14 protein-coding genes are annotated in these 18,571 nt (G+C 71.5%); 12 read left to right on the forward strand and 2 right to left on the reverse strand.

What is annotated here, in order from left to right; all coding sequences use genetic code 11:
- The first annotated feature begins 55 nt into the window (after positions 1–55).
- The 10 genes from P8S73_RS00840 to P8S73_RS00885 all read left to right on the forward strand — a co-directional run bounded on the left by P8S73_RS00840 (position 56) and on the right by P8S73_RS00885 (position 12,414).
- Positions 56–1,369: a Mur ligase family protein gene (locus P8S73_RS00840; RefSeq protein WP_019309311.1), complete on the forward strand. Its 1,314-nt coding sequence runs from the start codon at positions 56–58 to the stop codon at positions 1,367–1,369.
- Between the two features lie 9 nt (positions 1,370–1,378).
- Positions 1,379–2,110 carry a type 1 glutamine amidotransferase gene (locus P8S73_RS00845; protein ID WP_039101124.1) on the forward strand — a complete coding sequence of 244 codons (732 nt, stop codon included), beginning with the start codon at positions 1,379–1,381 and terminating at the stop codon, positions 2,108–2,110.
- Positions 2,111–2,503: 393 nt separating this feature from the next.
- Positions 2,504–3,265 (forward strand): YebC/PmpR family DNA-binding transcriptional regulator, encoded by a 762-nt coding sequence (locus tag P8S73_RS00850; RefSeq protein ID WP_039101125.1) that lies wholly within the window; start codon positions 2,504–2,506, stop codon positions 3,263–3,265.
- A 4-nt stretch (positions 3,266–3,269) separates the two neighbouring features.
- Entirely contained in the window at positions 3,270–3,950 is a 681-nt protein-coding gene (ruvC, locus tag P8S73_RS00855; protein ID WP_039101127.1) for a crossover junction endodeoxyribonuclease RuvC, read from the forward strand.
- 294 nt (positions 3,951–4,244) lie between these two features.
- Entirely contained in the window at positions 4,245–4,886 is a 642-nt protein-coding gene (gene ruvA / locus P8S73_RS00860) for a Holliday junction branch migration protein RuvA (RefSeq protein WP_019309307.1), read from the forward strand.
- A 2-nt stretch (positions 4,887–4,888) separates the two neighbouring features.
- Positions 4,889–5,989, forward strand: coding sequence for a Holliday junction branch migration DNA helicase RuvB (ruvB, locus tag P8S73_RS00865; protein ID WP_039101128.1), 1,101 nt, complete (start codon positions 4,889–4,891; stop codon positions 5,987–5,989).
- 111 nt (positions 5,990–6,100) lie between these two features.
- Positions 6,101–6,673 (forward strand): preprotein translocase subunit YajC, encoded by a 573-nt coding sequence (yajC, locus tag P8S73_RS00870; protein ID WP_235005084.1) that lies wholly within the window; start codon positions 6,101–6,103, stop codon positions 6,671–6,673.
- A 95-nt stretch (positions 6,674–6,768) separates the two neighbouring features.
- Complete coding sequence (gene secD, locus P8S73_RS00875) at positions 6,769–8,757, forward strand: protein translocase subunit SecD (protein WP_019309304.1); 1,989 nt, start codon at positions 6,769–6,771, stop codon at positions 8,755–8,757.
- On the forward strand, positions 8,754–9,788 hold the full coding sequence (gene secF, locus P8S73_RS00880) for a protein translocase subunit SecF (RefSeq protein WP_135010447.1): 1,035 nt from the start codon (positions 8,754–8,756) through the stop codon (positions 9,786–9,788). Before secD ends, secF begins: the two co-directional genes overlap by 4 nt.
- Before the next feature lie 160 nt (positions 9,789–9,948).
- Positions 9,949–12,414 (forward strand): bifunctional (p)ppGpp synthetase/guanosine-3',5'-bis(diphosphate) 3'-pyrophosphohydrolase, encoded by a 2,466-nt coding sequence (locus tag P8S73_RS00885; protein ID WP_135010445.1) that lies wholly within the window; start codon positions 9,949–9,951, stop codon positions 12,412–12,414.
- A 137-nt stretch (positions 12,415–12,551) separates the two neighbouring features.
- On the opposite strand, the gene P8S73_RS00890 is transcribed toward P8S73_RS00885, so the two are convergent.
- Together P8S73_RS00890 and P8S73_RS00895 are read right to left on the reverse strand one after the other, a co-directional pair.
- Complete coding sequence (locus tag P8S73_RS00890) at positions 12,552–13,202, reverse strand: type IV toxin-antitoxin system AbiEi family antitoxin (protein WP_039101131.1); 651 nt, start codon at positions 13,200–13,202, stop codon at positions 12,552–12,554.
- 124 nt (positions 13,203–13,326) lie between these two features.
- A complete protein-coding gene (locus P8S73_RS00895; RefSeq protein ID WP_039101132.1) occupies positions 13,327–14,616 on the reverse strand; it encodes a DUF349 domain-containing protein in 1,290 nt (429 codons plus the stop codon).
- A 553-nt stretch (positions 14,617–15,169) separates the two neighbouring features.
- Here P8S73_RS00895 and hisS point away from each other — a divergent pair.
- The gene (gene hisS, locus P8S73_RS00900) at positions 15,170–16,528 is read left to right on the forward strand and encodes a histidine--tRNA ligase (protein ID WP_039101133.1); all 1,359 of its coding nucleotides are present in this window, start codon (positions 15,170–15,172) and stop codon (positions 16,526–16,528) included.
- 181 nt (positions 16,529–16,709) lie between these two features.
- Positions 16,710–18,533, forward strand: a complete 1,824-nt coding sequence (aspS, locus tag P8S73_RS00905; RefSeq protein WP_224764870.1) for an aspartate--tRNA ligase — start codon at positions 16,710–16,712, stop codon at positions 18,531–18,533.
- Positions 18,534–18,571 lie beyond the last annotated feature (38 nt).

Below are 18,571 nucleotides of genomic sequence, written 5' to 3' on the forward strand. Positions count from 1 at the left end.
GACCGCGGGTGCCCGCACACGTTCACCACCCGGGTGCCCGCACCCGCTCACTAGGATGGAGACCATGTCCCGACCTCTCGTACGCGTCCTCGGCCAGGGGGTGCGCTGGGCGTCCAGCCTGCGCGGCGGCGGCTCCGCGTTCCCCGGCCTGTTCATGGAGAAGCTGCACCCCGGCTTCGTGGCCGAGGAGCTCGCCAAGCTGCCCCGCGGCGTGGTGGTGATCAGCGGGACCAACGGCAAGACCACCACCACCAAGATGACCGTGCAGCTGCTGCGCTCCCAGGGCCTGCGCGTGTTCACCAACCGCACGGGCTCCAACTTCGTGCGCGGTGTCGCGGCCTCCCTGCTCGCGGAGATGGACGCGTTCGGCCGTCTGCACGCGGACGTCGCGGTGCTCGAGCTGGACGAGGCCCACGCGGTGCACTTCGTGAAGCAGGTGCAGCCGCGGATCAGCCTGCTGCTCAACGTGATGCGCGACCAGCTGGACCGTTTCGGGGAGATCGACACCACGCGCCGGATGCTGCGCCAGGTGGCCCGCGCCACCACGGAGACCGTGGTGCTCAACCGCGAGGACCCGCGGATCGCGGGGCTCGCCGAGGACCTCTCCGCGGGCACCGCCGTGTCCTGGTTCGGGCTCTCGGACGCGCTGCGCCCCATGTTCCCGTCCGACGACGACATGCGCGAGGGCCTGCGACAGGTGGATCCCGGCGAACAGGACTCCGACGTTCCCTCGGCGCGGCGCCCGGACGCGGACGTCGTGCTGGAAGCCGTCAACGCCCGCAGCGTGGAGCTGGACGTGGGCGGCACGAGCCACGAGGCCACGGTGGACCTCTACGGCGTCTACAACCAGTACAACGCGGCGGCCGCCCTGGCCGTGAGCCTGCAGGTGCTGGGGGACGACGCCGATGTCCCCGCTCTGGTGGCCGAGCTCGGCAACGTGACGCCCGCCTTCGGGCGCGGCGAGACCATCACGGTGGACGGCAAGCCCCTGCAGCTGCTCCTGGTGAAGAACCCCGCGGGCTTCCGGCTGTCGCTGGCATCCGCGTCCGCGCAGGACTACGCGACCATGATCGCGATCAACGACCAGTACGCGGACGGCCGGGACGTCTCCTGGCTGTGGGACGTGGACTTCGACAGCCTCCGGGAGGGCGGGGTGGACCTCGTCTCCGGAGTGCGCGCGTGGGACATGGCCCTGCGGCTGGACTACGACCTCGTGCGCGTGGGCGGGGTGGAACCGGACCTGGAGGACGCGCTGAAGCAGTTCATCGCGCAGTCCGGGGACCGTCCCATGCGCATCTTCTGCACCTACACGGCCATGCTGTCCCTGCGCAAGATTCTGGGCGGCATGACGCACGTGGCCGCCATCTAGGAGAACACCGTGGCTGAGAACACCTCCGGGCCGCTGCGCATCGTGCAGCTCTACCCCCGGGACATGAACATCTACGGCGACTGGGGCAACACCCTGACCCTCAGGCGACGCGCCGAGCGCTACGGTCTGGACACCGAGATCGTGGACTACGATCCGGGTGATCCGTGGCCCGAGCACGCCGACCTCTTCGTGGGCGGCGGTGGCCAGGACTCGGGGCAGTTCCGCGTGGCCGAGGACCTCGCGGCCGTGGCGCCCCGGCTGCACGAGGCCGTGGAACGCGGCGTGCCCATGCTCGCGATCTGCGGGCTCTACCAGCTCTTCGGCCGCAGCTTCCGCACCGGGGCGGGGGAAACCCTGTCCGGGATCGGGATCTTCGACCTCGAGACGGTGGCGGGCACCGAGCGGCTGATTGGCAACATCGTCACCGAGTCCCCGGAGCTGGGCCGGATCGTGGGCTACGAGAACCATTCCGGGCTCACCCGTCTGGGCGCGGGGCAGGAGCCCCTGGCCACGGTCGTCTCGGGCGCCGGCAACAACGGCGAGGACGGCACGGAGGGAGCCCGCACCCACAACGTGCTCGGCAGCTACCTGCACGGCTCCCTGCTGCCCAAGAACCCGCGCGTGGCGGACTTCCTGCTCGGCCAGGCCCTCGCCCTGCGCGGGGAGTCCCTGCCGGAGGTCGGCCCCGACGACACGCTGGCGGAGCGCGCCCGCGAGGTCGCGGCCTCCCGGCCCCGCTGACGGACTGGGGGACGACGACGCCGCTCGCGGCCGTACCTGCCGTGGCTCGCCCGGCGGGCCCCGGCCGTTCGGCAGGGGGCGGGCATGCGGCGTCGTCATCCGTGCGTGCCGCGGCGGCCTGCCGAACCGCAGCCACCGGAGGCGCGGCGTCGGCCGCGCGCGGCCCCCACGGGGCGAGCGCGCGGCGTCGTCGACTGAGCCTGTCGCCGCGGCGAACCGTGTCCCCGCACCGGCGGCTCGGCGACCACCGGTGGCGCCGCGAAGTCCCCCTGGACGGTGCGGGTGCGCACCCCGGTGTGACAGGGCACGGGGCGCGCTCGGTATCATGGCAGTCAATCCACCACCGCGTCCGGCCCGAGCACGGCCGGACGCACTCTTTCGAGGAGGTCATCCATGTCAGGTCACTCCAAGTGGGCCACGACCAAGCACAAGAAGGCGGCGATCGACGCCAAGCGCGCCAAGGCGTTCGCCAAGTACATCAAGGGCATCGAGGTCGCGGCGCGCATGGGCGGCGCGGACACCTCCGGCAACCCGGCGCTGGAGCTCGCGGTGTCCAAGGCCAAGAAGAACTCCGTGCCGAACGACAACATCGACCGCGCGATCAAGCGCGGAGCGGGCCTGACCGGCGAGACGATCGACTACACCGAGATCCTCTACGAGGCCCGCGGCCCGCAGGGCACCGCGCTGTACATCGAGTGCCTGACGGACAACAAGAACCGCGCGGCCTCCGAGGTGCGCGTGGCCGTGACCCGTCACGGCGGCACCATGGCGGACTCCGGCTCGGTGGCGTACCTCTTCGAGCGCAAGGGCGTAGTGGAGGTGGCCAAGACGGACGGCCTCACCGAGGACGACGTCCTGATGGCCGTGCTCGACGCCGGCGCGGACGAGGTCCTGGACGAGTCGGACGTGTTCGAGGTGGTCAGTGAGGCCACGGACCTGCCTGCGATCCGCGCGGCGCTGGACGAGGCCGGTCTGGAGTACAACAACGACGACCCCCAGTTCCGGGCCACCATGAGCGTGGACCTGGACGCGGAGGGCGCCCGGAAGTTCCTCAAGCTCGCGGACGCGGTCGAGGAGCTGGACGACGTGCAGAACGTCTACTCCAACGCGAACATCCCCGCGGACGTGATGGCCCAGCTCGAGGACGACGAGTAGGCCCGTGGCCCGTCCGCAGGCGGCAGGCTCCCAGCGCGTGCTCGCGGTGGACCCCGGACTCACCCGGTGCGGATTCGCCGTGGTGGACATGTCCGCCCAGCGCACGGGCACGTTCGTGCACGTTCAGGTGAGCGGCTCGCGCGCCCACGAGGCGCTCGAGCACCGCGTGCTGACCATCATGGAGGCCGCGGACGAGCTCATGGAGCGCTTCCGCCCGGACGTGGTGGCGGTGGAGCGCGTGTTCGCGCAGAACAACGCGCCCACGGTCGTGGGCACCGCCCAGGCCACCGGCGTGGTCATCGCGGCGGCGGCCCGGCGCGGCATCCCGGTCGCGTGGCACACCCCCTCCGAGGTCAAGGCAGCGGTCACCGGGGACGGCTCCGCGGACAAGGAGTCCGTGAACCGGATGGTCGTGCGCATCCTGAAACTGGACGCCCCGCCCCGTCCGGCCGACGCCGCGGACGCGCTCGCGCTGGCCGTGTGCCACGGCTGGCGCGGCGGGGTGGCAGGGATGAACGCGGTGGCGGCCACCTCCACCCACTCCGGGTCCCGTCCGTCACGGTCTACCGGCACCACCGGTACCACCGCGCTGACACCGGCCCAGCAGGCGTGGCGCCGGGCGGAGTCGGCCTCGCGTGCTCCGGGGGCCCGCGGCAGCAGCCCCGCACGGGGCAGACGCGGCTGAGAGGGGCGCGCGGCAGACTCCATCGGTCTATCCGCGGTCGAGCGGGACCGCCGCCGGCTGCACCGTTCTCGCCCGCAACGGTGCCCCACGGGTGGCGGTGGTCCACGCCCCGTTGCACCGTCCCCCCGCTACGGCGCCCCCGTTGGTACAGTGGCCCAGAACCGTTCGCACACGTGTTCGAATCCGACGCGGCACTGGCCGCGCCCGAGCGCCGGGGCAGCCGCCCCCGCACCACCCAGCCCCCGGAACCGGTGGGCGCACGAGACCGGCCCCGGCCGGGAGAGGGGAGCAGCCGTGATTGCCTCGGTGACCGGTGAGGTGGCCTTCGTGGGCGCCACCCTGGCCGTGGTGGAGGTCTCGGGCTTCGGCATCGAGGTCCACGCGAGCCCGCACACCCTGTCCGGTCTGCGGGTGGGAGCCACCACGCGGCTGCACACCGCCTACATCGCCCGCAAGGACGAGGCCCCGCTGCTGTTCGGCTTCGCCCAGGCGGACGAGAAGGAGATCTTCTCGGTCATGCTGGGAGTCTCCGGCGTGGGGCCGCGCACCGCGCTCGCCGCCGTCTCCGTGCTCGGGCCCGACGACGCCCGCCGGGCCATCGCGGCCGGCGACGACAAGGCGTTCACGGCCGTGCCGGGCATCGGGCCGAAGTCCGCGCGGCGGATCGTGCTGGAGCTCGCGGACAAGCTCGTGCTCCCCGAACCTCCCGCCCAGCAGGCCGCCCAGCCGCAGATGCCGGTGTGGCGGGACCAGGTGGTCGATGCCCTCACGGGCTTGGGGTGGAATGAGAAGGACGCCGTCCGCGGCATCGAGGACGCCCTGCAGACCCAGCCCGAGCTCGGTGACTCCGGCAACGTGGCCGAGATCCTGCGCGCCGTCCTGTCCTGGCTCGGCACCTCCAAGGGCACCACGCACGCGCCCACCGGGAGGCGCTGAGCATGGCTGTGGAGGAGCGTGGGGCCGCGGGGCGGCAGCGCCTCGTGGGCGCCGAGGGGGACTACGACGACCAGCAGCTGGAGGCGTCGCTGCGGCCGGGCACGCTGGACAACTTCGTGGGGCAGAAGCGCGTGCGCGCGCAGCTCTCGCTGGTGCTCGAGGCGTCCAAGTTGCGCGGGCGCACCGCGGACCACGTGCTGCTCTCCGGGCCGCCGGGTCTGGGCAAGACCACCCTGGCCATGATCATCGCGGAGGAGCTGGAGGTCCCCCTGCGGATCTCCTCGGGCCCCGCCATCCAGCACGCGGGGGACCTCGCGGCCATCCTCTCCTCCCTGACCCACGGGGAGGTGCTCTTCCTGGACGAGATCCACCGGATGTCCCGCCCGGCGGAGGAGATGCTCTACATGGCCATGGAGGACTTCCGCGTGGACATCGTGGTGGGCAAGGGCGCCGGTGCCACCTCCATTCCCCTGGACCTGCCACCGTTCACCCTCGTGGGCGCCACCACGCGTGCCGGCCTGCTGCCCGGGCCCCTGCGGGACCGCTTCGGTTTCACCGGGCACCTGGAGTTCTACTCGGTCCCGGAGCTCGAGCTCGTGCTGCGCCGCTCCGCGGGTCTGCTGGACCTCACCATGACCTCCGAGGCCTTCACGGAAGTGGCTTCGCGCTCGCGCGGCACCCCCCGCATCGCCAACCGGCTGCTGCGCCGCGTGCGGGACTGGGCACTCGTGCACGGTGTGGAGCGCATCGACGCCCGCGCGGCCGGGGCCGCCCTGGACATGTACGAGGTGGACGCCCGCGGGCTGGACCGGCTGGACCGCAACGTGCTCTCAGCGCTGGTGGGCAAGTTCAACGGCGGCCCGGTGGGCCTGTCCACCCTGGCCATTGCGGTGGGGGAGGAGACCGAGACCGTGGAGACGGTCGCCGAACCCTTCCTGGTCCGTGAGGGCCTGCTCGGCCGCACGCCCCGGGGCAGGATCGCCATGGCCGCGGCGTGGGAGCACCTGGACCTGGAGGTTCCCGAGCACGCCGCGTTCAAGGATCCCTCCCTGCGGTCCGCGCTCGCCGCAGACCCGTCACCGGGAGATGCATCCAGCGGGTGACCAGATCCATCCCCTAAGCTGGGAGGAATTGGTGTGTGGGCCCGGTCGGCACCGGTGTGTCCCGGGGTCCGTGCACCCGAGTCCCTCATCCCTCGACAGATCGGATTCTCCGTGACCATCCTCGCAGAGACCCAGCAGGCAGCCACCGGCGGCGGGAGTGCCTGGTTCCTTCCCGTCATGCTCCTGGCCATGGTGCTGCTGCTGTGGCTGCCCATGCGGCGGCAGAAGAAGGCCCAGGCCGAGATGAAGACCAAGCAGGCCAGCATGGGCCCCGGCACACAGGTGATGACGAGCTTCGGACTGTTCGGCACCCTGCGCGAGATGGACCGCGAGAACAACAAGGCCGTCCTGGAGATTGCCCCGGGCCAGCTCGTCACCGTCCACTCGCAGACCGTCACCACCGTGGTGGACGAGACCCCGGAGACGGACGCCGCAGAGCACCACGCCGCCCAGCTCCCCGCCGACGGCTCCACCGCCGCACACGCCGAGCAGGACGCCGTTTCCACCCACGGCACCGCGGCCGAGCACGACGCCCCGATGCACGACGACCCGACCCGCGGCACCTCCTCCCACGGTGACGTCACGGGCGGCTCCGCACCCTCGGTTGACGGCGTGGACCGCGCCGAGCCCGGGAGCGGGACCGACCCCCGCGGCCGCGGCGAGCACGGCAACCCCACCATCTGACATCCCCCCGATGAGAGACGGGCCGAGGACCTCGGCCCGTTTCTCATGTGGTGACCGGCGTGCGCGTCCGGTCACGGTCTCCTCGAAGGACGGCAATGGCAGCACAGAAGAAGAGCTCGGAGGCCTCGGAGTCTCCGAAGGCCTCGACGTCATCCCGGCGGCGGCGCAAGGGCTCCGCCGAGGACTCCGGCTCCGCCCGGAAGTCCACGTCGTCACCCCGGACCAGGAAGCCTCGCACCGGGGCCGCCGCGGCGGCGGCCAGGGCCCGCGGGTCCCTCGTGGCGCTGGTGGCGGTCATCGCCCTGCTGGCCGGGCTGCTGGTGTACGGCGTCACGACCGACCGCACCGGCTGGGCCCCCAAGCTCGCCCTCGACCTCGAGGGCGGCACGCAGATGGTGCTCACGCCGTCCCTGCAGGGGGAGCAGGCGGGGCAGGAGATCACCCAGGAGCAGCTGGACCAGGCGGTGGAGATCATCCGCCAGCGCGTGGACGGCGCGGGTGTCTCCGAGGCGGAGATCACCACCCAGTCCGGCAACAACATCGTGGTGTCCCTGCCGGGCACGCCGTCCGCGGAGACCCGTGAGCTCATCCAGACCTCGGCGCAGATGGCGTTCCGGCCGGTCATCGTCACGGGCCCGGGGGAGGCCACCCCCAAGGAGCAGCGCACGGACCCCAAGGACGTGCCCAAGGCCAAGTCGGCCCCCGAGAACTCCTCGGACCCCCGCTGGATCACCCCCGAGCTGTTCGCCCAGTACGAAGCCCTCGACTGCAGCGCACCCCAGCCGCAGAAGGACCGGGAGACCCAGCCTCAGGACAAGGCCACCGTGGCGTGCGATCCCCAGGGCAACGCCAAGTACATCCTGGGCCCGGTGGAGATCCCCGGCACGGACATCGAGGACGCCTCCTACGCCCCGGCCACGAACTCGCAGGGCAACGCCACGGGCGGCTACGCGGTGAACCTGCAGTTCAACGAGCAGGGCACCGAGACGTTCAAGCAGCTCTCGGAGCGGCTCTACGGCTACGGTCAGGGCGGCCAGCAGGACCCCCGCTCGCAGTTCGCGATCGTCCTGGACGGTTCGGTGGTCTCCGCACCCACCATGAACTCCGTGATCTCCGACGGCAAGGCCCAGATCACGGGTGACTTCACCGAGGACGAGGCCAAGTTCCTGTCCGAGCAGCTGAAGTACGGCGCGCTGCCCGTCTCCTTCACGATCGAGTCGGAGCAGCAGGTCTCCGCGACCCTGGGCAGCAACCAGCTGCAGATGGGCATCATCGCCGGTCTGATCGGCCTGGCGCTGGTCTGCATCTACTCCCTGTTCCAGTACCGCTGGCTGGGCCTCGTGACCATCGCCTCGCTCGTGGTGGCCGGTGTCATCACCTACCTCGCCATCACCCTGCTGGGCTGGGGCGCCAACTACCGGCTGTCCCTGGCCGGCGTGGCGGGCCTCGTGGTCGCGATCGGTCAGACGGCGGACTCGTTCATCGTGTACTTCGAGCGCATCCGCGACGAGATCCGGGCCGGGCGCACCATTCCCGCGGCCGTGGACCACGGCTGGCAGCGGGCCCGTCAGACGGTCCTCGCCTCCAAGGCCGTGAACCTGCTGGCCGCGGTGGTGCTGTACTTCGTGGCCGTGGGCAACGTGCGCGGCTTCGCGTTCACCCTGGGCCTGACGGCCATCGCGGACCTCATGGTCGTGTTCCTGTTCACCCACCCCGTGATGGTGCTGCTGGCACGCACCCGGTACTTCGGATCGGGCGCCAAGAACTCGGGGCTCGACCCCGAGGCCCTCGACGCCGTGCCGCTGTACCGCGGTGCCGGCAGGATCCGCACGCCGGAGGACTCGGACGGTCTCACCATCGCCGAACGACGCCGCCGCGCTGCCCAGCAGAGCAGCGGCACGGAGACCGCCGCCCACCCCGCCACCGACGGCACGGAACCGCACGACGGCGCCGCGAGCGCGAGTGGTGCGGGCAGCGGCACCGGGGCCGGCGCGCCCACGGCTGACGCGGCGTCGCCCACCGAGGACACCGACCGGGCGGGTTCCTCCGCCGTTCGCACCGACCCCCAGGAGGACCAGCGATGAGCAACCGTCTCGCGCGTTTCGGCAACGACCTGCACAGCGGTCGCACGTCCTACCCCTTCGTGCAGAAGCGTGGTCTCTGGCTGGCTGTGAGCCTCGCCCTGATCGTGGTCTCCATCCTGATTCCCGTGGTCAAGGGCGGCTTCAACCTGGGCATCGACTTCACGGGCGGGTCCGAGTTCACGGTCTCCGGTGTGGAGAACCCGGACGTCTCCGTGGGGGAGCGCGCCGTGGCGGACACGGCGGGCACGCAGGAGGCCACCGTGACCAACATCGCCCCCGGCACCGTCCGGGTGCAGACCCAGCAGCTGGACGACGACCAGACGCTCGCGCTGAAGCACGAGCTGCAGGACGCGTACGGGGTGGGCGAGGACCAGGTCACCTCTACCTTCGTGGGTCCCACGTGGGGCCAGGGCGTCACGCAGCAGGCGCTGTGGGGTCTGCTCGTGTTCGTGGCGCTGGCGCTGGCGCTGATGGCCCTGTACTTCCGCACGTGGAAGATGTCGGTCTCCGCGATCGCGGCAATGCTCACCACGATCGTGATCACGGCGGGGATCTACGCGCTCGTGGACTTCGAGGTGACGCCCTCGGCGATCATCGGCTTCCTCACGGTGCTCTCCTACTCGCTGTACGACTCCGTGGTGGTCTTCGACAAGGTGCGGGAGAACACCTCCGGGCTGCTGGACGGCACCGCGCCGGGGGAGCGGAGGAAGCGCACCTACGCGGAGCAGGTGAACCTGGCCGTGAACCAGACGCTGGTGCGCTCGATCAACACGTCCGTGGTGGGCATCCTGCCCGTGGGCTCCATCCTGTTCATCGGTGCCTACCTGCTGGGTGCGGGAACGCTCAAGGACCTCTCGCTGTCCCTGTTCGTGGGCATCATCGTGGGCACGCTGGCCACCCTGTTCGTGGCCGCGCCGCTGTACTCGTGGCTGCGGGACCGTGAGCCCACCGTGCGGCAGCAGAGCCGGGAGGTGCTCGAGCAGCGCACCACCGACGCGCCCCCGGTCAGCTCGGACCCGGTCTCCGCGTGAGACCGGGTGTCCGCCCCGACCCCTCGACACCGCGAGCGCGGTGACCGTGGCTCCCGTGCACAGTGCACGGGGGCCACGGCCTTAGACTGGACCATCAGCCGCGCAGATCAGGCACACCACGTCCTCGGCCACCGCGGCCACGCTAAGGAGGCGACGGATCATGTCCAGCCAGTCCGATCCCCGGGTCGACCGTGCCGCGGTGGACGAGTCCGCTTCCAGCGACGACCACGCCACCTCGGGCCAGGCGCCTGAGCGCGCGACCGAGCCGCTCCGCGCGCCGGCCCCGTCACGCAGGGCGGGAAGCACCCCCGCGGGCGGCACCCACTATGTGCTGCCGGCATCACGCCCGGTCTTCGGCCGGGCGGTCTTCCCCGGGCGCAGCGAGCGCACACGGTCCACGCTGTCCGTGCTGAGCGGGGAGTCCGTGCCCAGCTCACCCATCCTGGTGCCCCTGCTGCGCACCGTTCAGAGCACGCACCCGGACGAGGACCTCACGGTCCTGGAACGCGCCTTCCAGGTGGCGGACGCCCACCACGAGGGCCAGAAGCGCAAGTCCGGGGACCCCTACATCACCCATCCCGTGGCCGTGACCACGATCCTCGCGGAGCTCGGGATGACCGGGGCCACGCTCGTGGCCGGGCTGCTGCACGACACGGTGGAGGACACCCCCTACACCCTGGACGAGCTGCGCGAGGAGTTCGGCGAGGAGGTCGCCGCGCTCGTGGACGGCGTGACCAAGCTGGACAAGATCCAGTACGGGGAGAACGCCCAGGCGGAGACCGTGCGGAAGATGATCGTGGCTATGGCCAAGGACATCCGCGTGCTGGTCATCAAGCTCGCGGACCGGCTGCACAACGCGCGGACGTGGCGCTTCGTGTCCTCCGAGTCCTCGGGTCGCAAGGCGCGGGAGACCTTGGAGATCTTCGCGCCGCTGGCCCACCGGCTGGGCATGAACACCATCAAGTGGGAGCTCGAGGACCTCTCCTTCGCGGCGCTGTACCCCAAGGTGTACGACGAGATCGTGCGCATGGTGGGGGAGCGCACGCCCGAGCGGGAGCGCCACCTCGCGGAGATCCGGGGCCAGATCGCGGAGGCGCTGGAGGGCTCCGGGATAGAGGCCACCATCACGGGCCGGCCCAAGCACTACTACTCGATCTACCAGAAGATGATCGTGCGCGGGAAGGACTTCGACGAGATCCACGACCTGCAGGCCGCGCGCGTGCTCGTGGACTCGGTGCGCGAGTGCTATGCGGCGCTGGGCGTGCTGCACGCCAAGTGGCGGCCGCTGCCCGGGCGGTTCAAGGACTACATCGCGATGCCCAAGTTCAACATGTACCAGTCGCTGCACACCACGGTGATCGGTCCGAACGGGCGCCCGGTGGAGATCCAGATCCGCACCCACGAGATGCACCGCCGCGCCGAGTACGGCGTGGCCGCGCACTGGAAGTACAAGGACAAGGTCAACCAGGCGAACTCCGCCACTCCCAAGGCCAAGGAGGGCGAGCTGAACTGGCTCAGCTCGCTGGTCTCGTGGCAGGAGGAGGCCAAGGACTCCTCGGACTTCCTGGACTCCCTGCGCTACCAGATCAACACCGCCGAGGTGTACGTGTTCACCCCCAAGGGCGAGGTGATGGCCCTTCCCACGGGCTCCACCCCGGTGGACTTCGCGTACGCGGTGCACACGGAGGTGGGCAACCGCACGATCGGCGCCCGGGTCAACGGCAAGCTCGCCCCGCTGTCCTCGCAGCTGCAGCACGGCGACCGCGTAGAGATCCTCACCTCCAAGTCCGAGCAGGCCGCGCCCTCCCAGGACTGGCTCAAGTTCGTGGGATCGCCGCGCGCGCGGACCAAGATCCGGCAGTGGTTCTCCAAGGAGCGCCGTGAGGAGGCGATCGAGCGCGGCAAGGAGCTGCTGACCAAGGCGCTGCGCAAGCACCACCTGCCGCTGCAGCGCACCGTGACGAGCGAGTCCCTGCTCGCGGTGGCCCAGGACTTCAACCGCGGGGACGTCGCGGCGCTCTACGAGGCCCTCGGCTCGGACGCGGTCAGCGCCCACCAGGTGGTCGAGAAGCTGCTGGAGCACCTGGGCGGTGCGGAGGGGACCGAGGAGGACCTGGCCGAGAACACCCGGGTCACCCAGCCCGTGCGCGCCGGAGCCACGGACGCGGGCGTCGTGGTGCAGGGAGCATCGGACGTTTATGTAAAGATCGCCCGGTGCTGCACCCCGGTGCCGCCGGACGAGATCGTGGGTTTCGTGACGCGCGGTTCCGGGATCTCCGTGCACCGCAGGGACTGCGCGAACATGAAGGTGGTCCCCGAGGGCGACGACCGCGTCAAGGACGTGGCGTGGGCGCCCACCCAGTCCTCCCTGTTCCGTGTGGAGATCCAGGTGGAGGCGCTGGACCGCAAGTCCCTGCTGTACGACGTGACACGGGTGCTGTCCGAGAACCACGTCAACATCCTCTCCGCGCAGGTCCACACCTCCCGGGCGCGCCTGGCGATCTCCCGGTTCTCGTTCGAGATGGGGGACACCCGCTACCTGGACCACGTGCTGAACCAGGTGCGGCGCATCGACGGAGTGTACGACGTGTACCGCGTGTCGGGCCACCGCCCCGTCGCCTCCTGAGGGAACGCGCGGTGGGCGCCCAGCGGTGCCGTGGTGTCCGCGCCAGGTCTTGCTGAGCGCACCCTGCTGACCGCCCCCCCCGGCCTTGGCACCTCGCACGGGCATGCGCCCGCCGAGCGCCGCCGGGGCGCGGCACTTCACGCCGGGGCGCGGCCGCTGCGTGGCACCGCGGTGGTCCCGCCGAGCGCCCGGTCGAGCTTGCGCACCCTGGCCAGGGCGGCGCGGCGCCCGGGGGTCTTGGGCATGGTCTCCAGGTCGCGGATGAGCTGGGCGGACGAGCACGACAGCCGGGCGTGTCCCAGCATGGCCAGCAGGGCGGCGTCGCCGGGAGGACCCGGAACGTGCAGCGCGAGGTCCAGCGCGGTGCGCCGCGGCGTGGTGAGCGTGATGCCGTGGTGGACCACCAGGTCCTCCGGGGCGAAGCTCGTCTGGTGCAGCACGATGCCTGAGGGCACCGTGGTGGTGGTGCGCGCGGACTTGTCCACGAGCACGGGCACGGGATCCGGTTCCGGTGCGCACCGGTAGAACCACGCGGCCCCCATCCGTCCGAGGACGCCACGACGCTGCAGGTGCCCGGGCAGCACCCGTCCCAGGACCGCGGCCCGCAGGGCGTGGGAGACGGGGTGCCACGCGTGCACGTGCGCGCCCAGCAGCTCACGGCGCAGCACACCGTCCACGGTCATGGCATGTAGCTCGGCCCTGCTGAACGGGTGGCCCGGGAGGAAAACGGTGACCGCGGCGTCGTGCCGGGTGCCAGTGGCGGGCGGCGGGGGTGCGAGGGACGTCATGCCCCCATCCCACCGCACGGCGGGCCGTCACGGCAGGCAGCGCGAGCACCTGTGGAGAACGGACGGGCAGCGCCCCCGCACCGTTCGGTGCGGGGGCGCTGGTGCCGCGGGGTCGTGGCTGAGCTCAGCCGAGTTCGGACGCGGAGGCCTGCAGCGTGGCGAGCCACTGCTCGCTCGTGGCGAGGTCCTTCTCGAGGGACGCGGCCTTCTTCTCGTTGCCCGCGGCCCGGGCGGCCTCCACAGCCGCCCGCTGGTCCGCCATCTTGTTCTCCAGCTGGGACAGCATGGAGTTGGAGCGGGCCTTGGTCTCGGGGTCGGTGCGCCGCCACTTCTCGTCCTCGGCCTTCTTGACGGCGTCCTCCACGGAGCGCAGCTCGTTCTCCACGCGGCGCATGTGGGCACGGGGCACCTTGCCCGCCTCCTCCCAGCGTTGCTGGATGGACGCGAGCTGCTTCTTGGCGGCGGCCAGGTCCTTCACGGGCAGGATCTGCCTGGCCTCCGTGAGCAGCTGCTCCTTGACCTCCAGGTTGCCCTCGAACTCCTTGTCGATCTGCTCGTTCGCGGCCGTGCGGGCGTCGAAGAACACGTCCTGGGCGGCGCGGAACCGGGCCCACAGGGCGTCGTCGTCCTTGCGGGACGCGCGCGGGGACTGCTTCCAGCGGTCCATGAGCTCGCGGTACTTCCCGGCGGTCTCGCCCCAGTCCGCGGACGAGGAGAGCGCCTCGGCCTCCGCGATCAGGGCCTCCTTGACGCGCTTGGCCTTGGCGTTGGTCTCGTCCAGGGACGAGAAGAACGCCTTGCGGTGCCGGTCGAACGTGGTGCGCGCCTTGCGGAAGCGCTTCCACAGGGCGTCCTCGTCCGACTTGGACAGCCGGCCACCCGACTTCTGGTGCTCCTGCCACTGCGAGAACAGCTCGGCCATGCGGGAGGACGAGTGCTTCCACTGCGTCTTCTCCGGGTCCTGGCCCGCCACCTTCTCGGCCTCCTCCACGATGGCGGTGCGCCGCGCGAGCTGCTCCGCCTTGTGGGCCTTCGCCTCCTCGCGCTCACGGTCCAGGGCCACGCGGATCGCGTCCTCGAGCGTGTCCAGGCGGGTGGAGAGGTCCACGAGGTCGCCCACCATGGTGTGCGCGTCCACCTGCTCGCGCACGTGCGCCACGGTCTTGCGCATCTCCCCGGCCGGAGCCCTGGCCGCGATGCGCTGCTCGAGCAGCGCGACCTGCGCCTCGGCGTCGTCGAACTTGCGCGCGAAGTAGGCGAGCGCCTCGTCCGGGGTGGCGTCCGGGAACTGGCCGCACTCGTGCTCCGCGTCCCGCACGGTCACGTACACGGTGCCGTTCTCGTCCGCACGGCCGAACTTCCTGGCGCGTGCCACGGACTCGGCCGGGGCGAGGGCGGGGTGTGCGGCGTCCACCGGGTGCGACGCGCCCGCAGCGTGGGGAGCGGGCGGCGCCTTGGGAGCCGCCGGGGGCTTCGGGCCAGCCGGCGGCTTGGGTGCAGAGGGAGCCTTCGGGGCCGGAGGACCCTGGGGCGCGGGCGCTCCCGCGGGGGCCTGTGGGGCCGCTGGTGCCTCGGGGGCGGGGCCCTCGGACGTCGACGACGCCGGGCCCGGGGCGGGTGCGTCAGGGGCACCCGGGTGCGGGGCGGCGTGGTGCGCGGCGGGCTCGGGGGCCGGTGCGTCGGTGCGCTCCTCGGGCGCGTGGGGGGCGGGCGGTCCCGGGAGGGGACGGCGGTCGTCGGATTCAGGACGTTCTGTCACCGCTACAACTCTCTCTGCACGGCCTCGCCGGTGTGGTGCTCGTCACCGGGCGGGGGCTCCATTGGTGGACACGGCCATCCTAGCGATGCCCGGGTCCTAGAATGACCAGCAGACACCCCGCGGCGCACGGCCGCTCCGCCACGCCCCGCCGCCCGGGGAGCACGCGGGCGCCCGTCCCGCCCCGCTCAGCAACCGAGGAGTTCCACCCATGGCCCGCACCACCTCACTGTCCGGTTTCCCCGAGTGGCTCCCCGAGGAGCGGATCGTGGAGCAGCACGTGATGGACTCCCTGCGGCGGACCTTCGAGCTGCACGGCTTCTCCTCGATCGAGACCCGTGCGGTGGAGACCGTGGAGCAGCTGCTGCGCAAGGGGGAGATCGACAAGGAGGTCTACGGCGTCTCGCGCCTGCACCAGGACGCGGACGAGACCAACCCCGAGGGCGCCCTGGCCCTGCACTTCGACCTCACCGTGCCCTTCGCGCGCTACGTGGTGGAGAACGGCGGGCACCTCACGTTCCCGTTCCGCCGCTACCAGATCCAGAAGGTCTGGCGCGGCGAGCGCCCCCAGGAGGGGCGCGCCCGGGAGTTCACGCAGGCGGACATCGACGTGGTGGGGGACGGCACGCTCCCGTTCCGCTACGACGTGGAGCTGGCACTCGTCATCGTGGACGCGCTGTCCCAGCTGCCCATCCCGCCGTTCGTGCTGCGCGTGAACAACCGCAAGCTCGCCGAGGGCTTCTACCGCGCCGTGGGCCTCACCGACGCCCCCGCCGTGCTGCGCGAGATCGATAAGCTCGAGAAGATCGGCGCGGACGCCGTGTCCCGCAACCTCCAGGAGCACGTGGGTGCCACCCCCGAGCAGGCGCAGGCTGCGCTCGCGCTCGCCGCGATCCGTACCGAGGACACCTCCTTCGTGGAGCGCGTGCGCGAGCTGGGCCAGTCCAACGAGCTGCTCGAGGAGGGCCTCGCGGAGCTCGCCGAGGTCGTGGGGGAGGCCGCCCGCCGCGCCCCCGGGAAGGTCGTGGCGGACCTCTCGATCGCCCGCGGTCTGGACTACTACACCGGCACCGTCTACGAGACCGTGCTGGTGGGGCACGAGAAGCTCGGCTCCGTGTGCTCTGGCGGGCGCTACGAGTCCCTCGCGAGCAACGGGAAGAAGACGTATCCGGGGGTGGGGCTGTCCATCGGCGTGACCCGCCTGGTCACCCGCATCCTGTCCCAGTCCATGGCCCGGGCGTCCCGTGCCGTGCCCTCTGCCGTGCTCGTGGCCCTCAACGACGACGCCTCGTGGTCCGCCGCGCAGGACGTCGCCGCCGCGTTGCGCGCCCGCGGGATCGCCACAGAGGTGGCGGCCACCGCCCAGAAGTTCGGCAAGCAGATCCGCTACGCCGAGCGCCGCGGGATCCCCTTCGTGTGGTTCTCCTCGGTGGCCGAGGACGGCACCGTGACCCACGAGGTCAAGGACATCCGCTCGGGCGAGCAGGTGGCCGCGGACCCCGTGAGCTGGCAGCCGCCGGCCGAGGACCTGCACGCCACGGTCCTCACCGGGGAGCAGACCGAGAGCTGAACCTCCGTCCCGCTGTGAGCGGGATCTCCCGCGCGCCCCGTGGACCGGGGGCGCTTGTAGACTCGCGGGGAACGAGAACCCGGCCCAGCGGCGTCGTCCGCCGGGACCGGGGCACCCGCGAGCCGCGGGAACCAGGACTTCCGGGGTGCGCGACCCCGATCCCGAACGAACGAGAAGGTGGATGCACGTGCTGCGAACACACGAGCTCGGCGCCCTGAGTGCCGAGAACATCGGAGAGACCGTCACACTGGCCGGCTGGGTGGGGCGCCGCCGCGACCACGGCGGTGTGGCGTTCGTGGACCTGCGTGACGCCTCCGGCGTGGCGCAGATCGTGGTGCGGGACGAGGAGCAGTTCCACCAGCTGCGCAACGAGTACGTCCTGCAGGTCACCGGCACCGTGGAGCGGCGCCCCGAGGGCAACGAGAACCCCAACCTGCCCTCCGGCGAGGTCGAGGTCATGGTGGACGAGCTCACCGTGCTCAACACCGCCGCGCCCCTGCCGTTCCAGATCGACGAGCACGTGGAGGTGGGGGAGGAAGCCCGCCTGAAGTACCGCTACCTGGACCTGCGCCGTCCCGAGCCCGCCCGCATCATGCGGCTGCGCTCCGAGGTCAACCGCGTGGCCCGCACCCTGCTGCACGAGCAGGGCTTCACCGAGGTGGAGACCCCCACCCTGACCCGTTCCACCCCGGAGGGCGCCCGCGACTTCGTGGTGCCCGCGCGCCTGTCCCCGGGCTCCTGGTACGCGCTGCCGCAGTCCCCGCAGCTGTTCAAGCAGCTGCTGCAGGTGGGGGGGATCGAGAAGTACTTCCAGATCGCCCGCTGCTACCGGGACGAGGACTTCCGCGCGGACCGCCAGCCCGAGTTCACCCAGCTGGACGTCGAGGCCTCCTTCGTGGAGGAGGACGACATCATCGCGCTGGGCGAGCAGATCGTGAAGTCCCTGTGGGCGCTGATCGGCGTGGAGATCACCACCCCCATCCCGCGCATGCCCTACGCCCAGGCCATGGCGGACTACGGCTCCGACAAGCCGGACCTGCGCTTCGACCTGAAGATCACGGAGCTCACCGAGTACTTCAAGGGCACCCCGTTCCGCGTGTTCCAGGCCCCGTACGTGGGTGCCGTGGTCATGCCGGGCGGCGCGTCCCAGCCCCGCCGCCAGCTCGACGCGTGGCAGGAGTGGGCCAAGCAGCGCGGCGCCAAGGGCCTCGCCTACGTGCTGTTCAAGGAGGACGGAGAGATCGCCGGGCCCGTGGCCAAGAACATCTCCGAGGAGGAGAAGGCCGGACTGGCCGAGGCTGTGGGTGCCAAGCCCGGCGACTGCGTGTTCTTCGCCGCGGGCGGTGTGAAGACCTCCCGCGCGCTGCTCGGTGCCGCGCGCGTGGAGATCGGCCACCGCGTGGGTCTGATCGACGAGAACGACTGGGCCTTCGTGTGGATCGTGGACGCGCCCCTGTTCGAGCCGGCCTCCGAGGCCGTGGAGTCCGGTGACGTGGCCGTGGGCTCCGGCGCCTGGACCGCGGTGCACCACGCGTTCACCTCGCCCAAGCCCGAGTTCATGGACACGTTCGACACGGATCCCGGCTCCGCGCTGGCCTATGCGTACGACATCGTGTGCAACGGCAACGAGATCGGCGGCGGCTCCATCCGCATCCACCGCCGGGACGTGCAGGACCGCGTGTTCCGGGTGATGGGACTGAGCGAGGAGGACGCCCGCGAGAAGTTCGGCTTCCTGCTGGACGCCTTCCAGTTCGGCGCACCCCCGCACGGCGGCATCGCGTTCGGCTGGGACCGCGTGGTCGCGCTGCTCGCGGGCACCGAGTCCATCCGGGACGTCATCGCGTTCCCCAAGACGGGCAACGGCTACGACCCCCTGACCGCCGCGCCCGCGCCCATCACGGCGCAGCAGCGCAAGGAGGCCGGGGTGGACGCCAAGCCCGAACCGCGCGCCCAGGCCGCCGCGCCGACCACCGCCACCGACGCTCCGGAAGGGGCATCACACTGAGCTCCGCTGCACCACACGGTCGCACCGGCCAGGGCCTC

The organism is Kocuria sp. ChxB (assembly GCF_044359605.1).
In the GTDB taxonomy this organism is placed as follows: domain Bacteria; phylum Actinomycetota; class Actinomycetes; order Actinomycetales; family Micrococcaceae; genus Kocuria; species Kocuria rhizophila.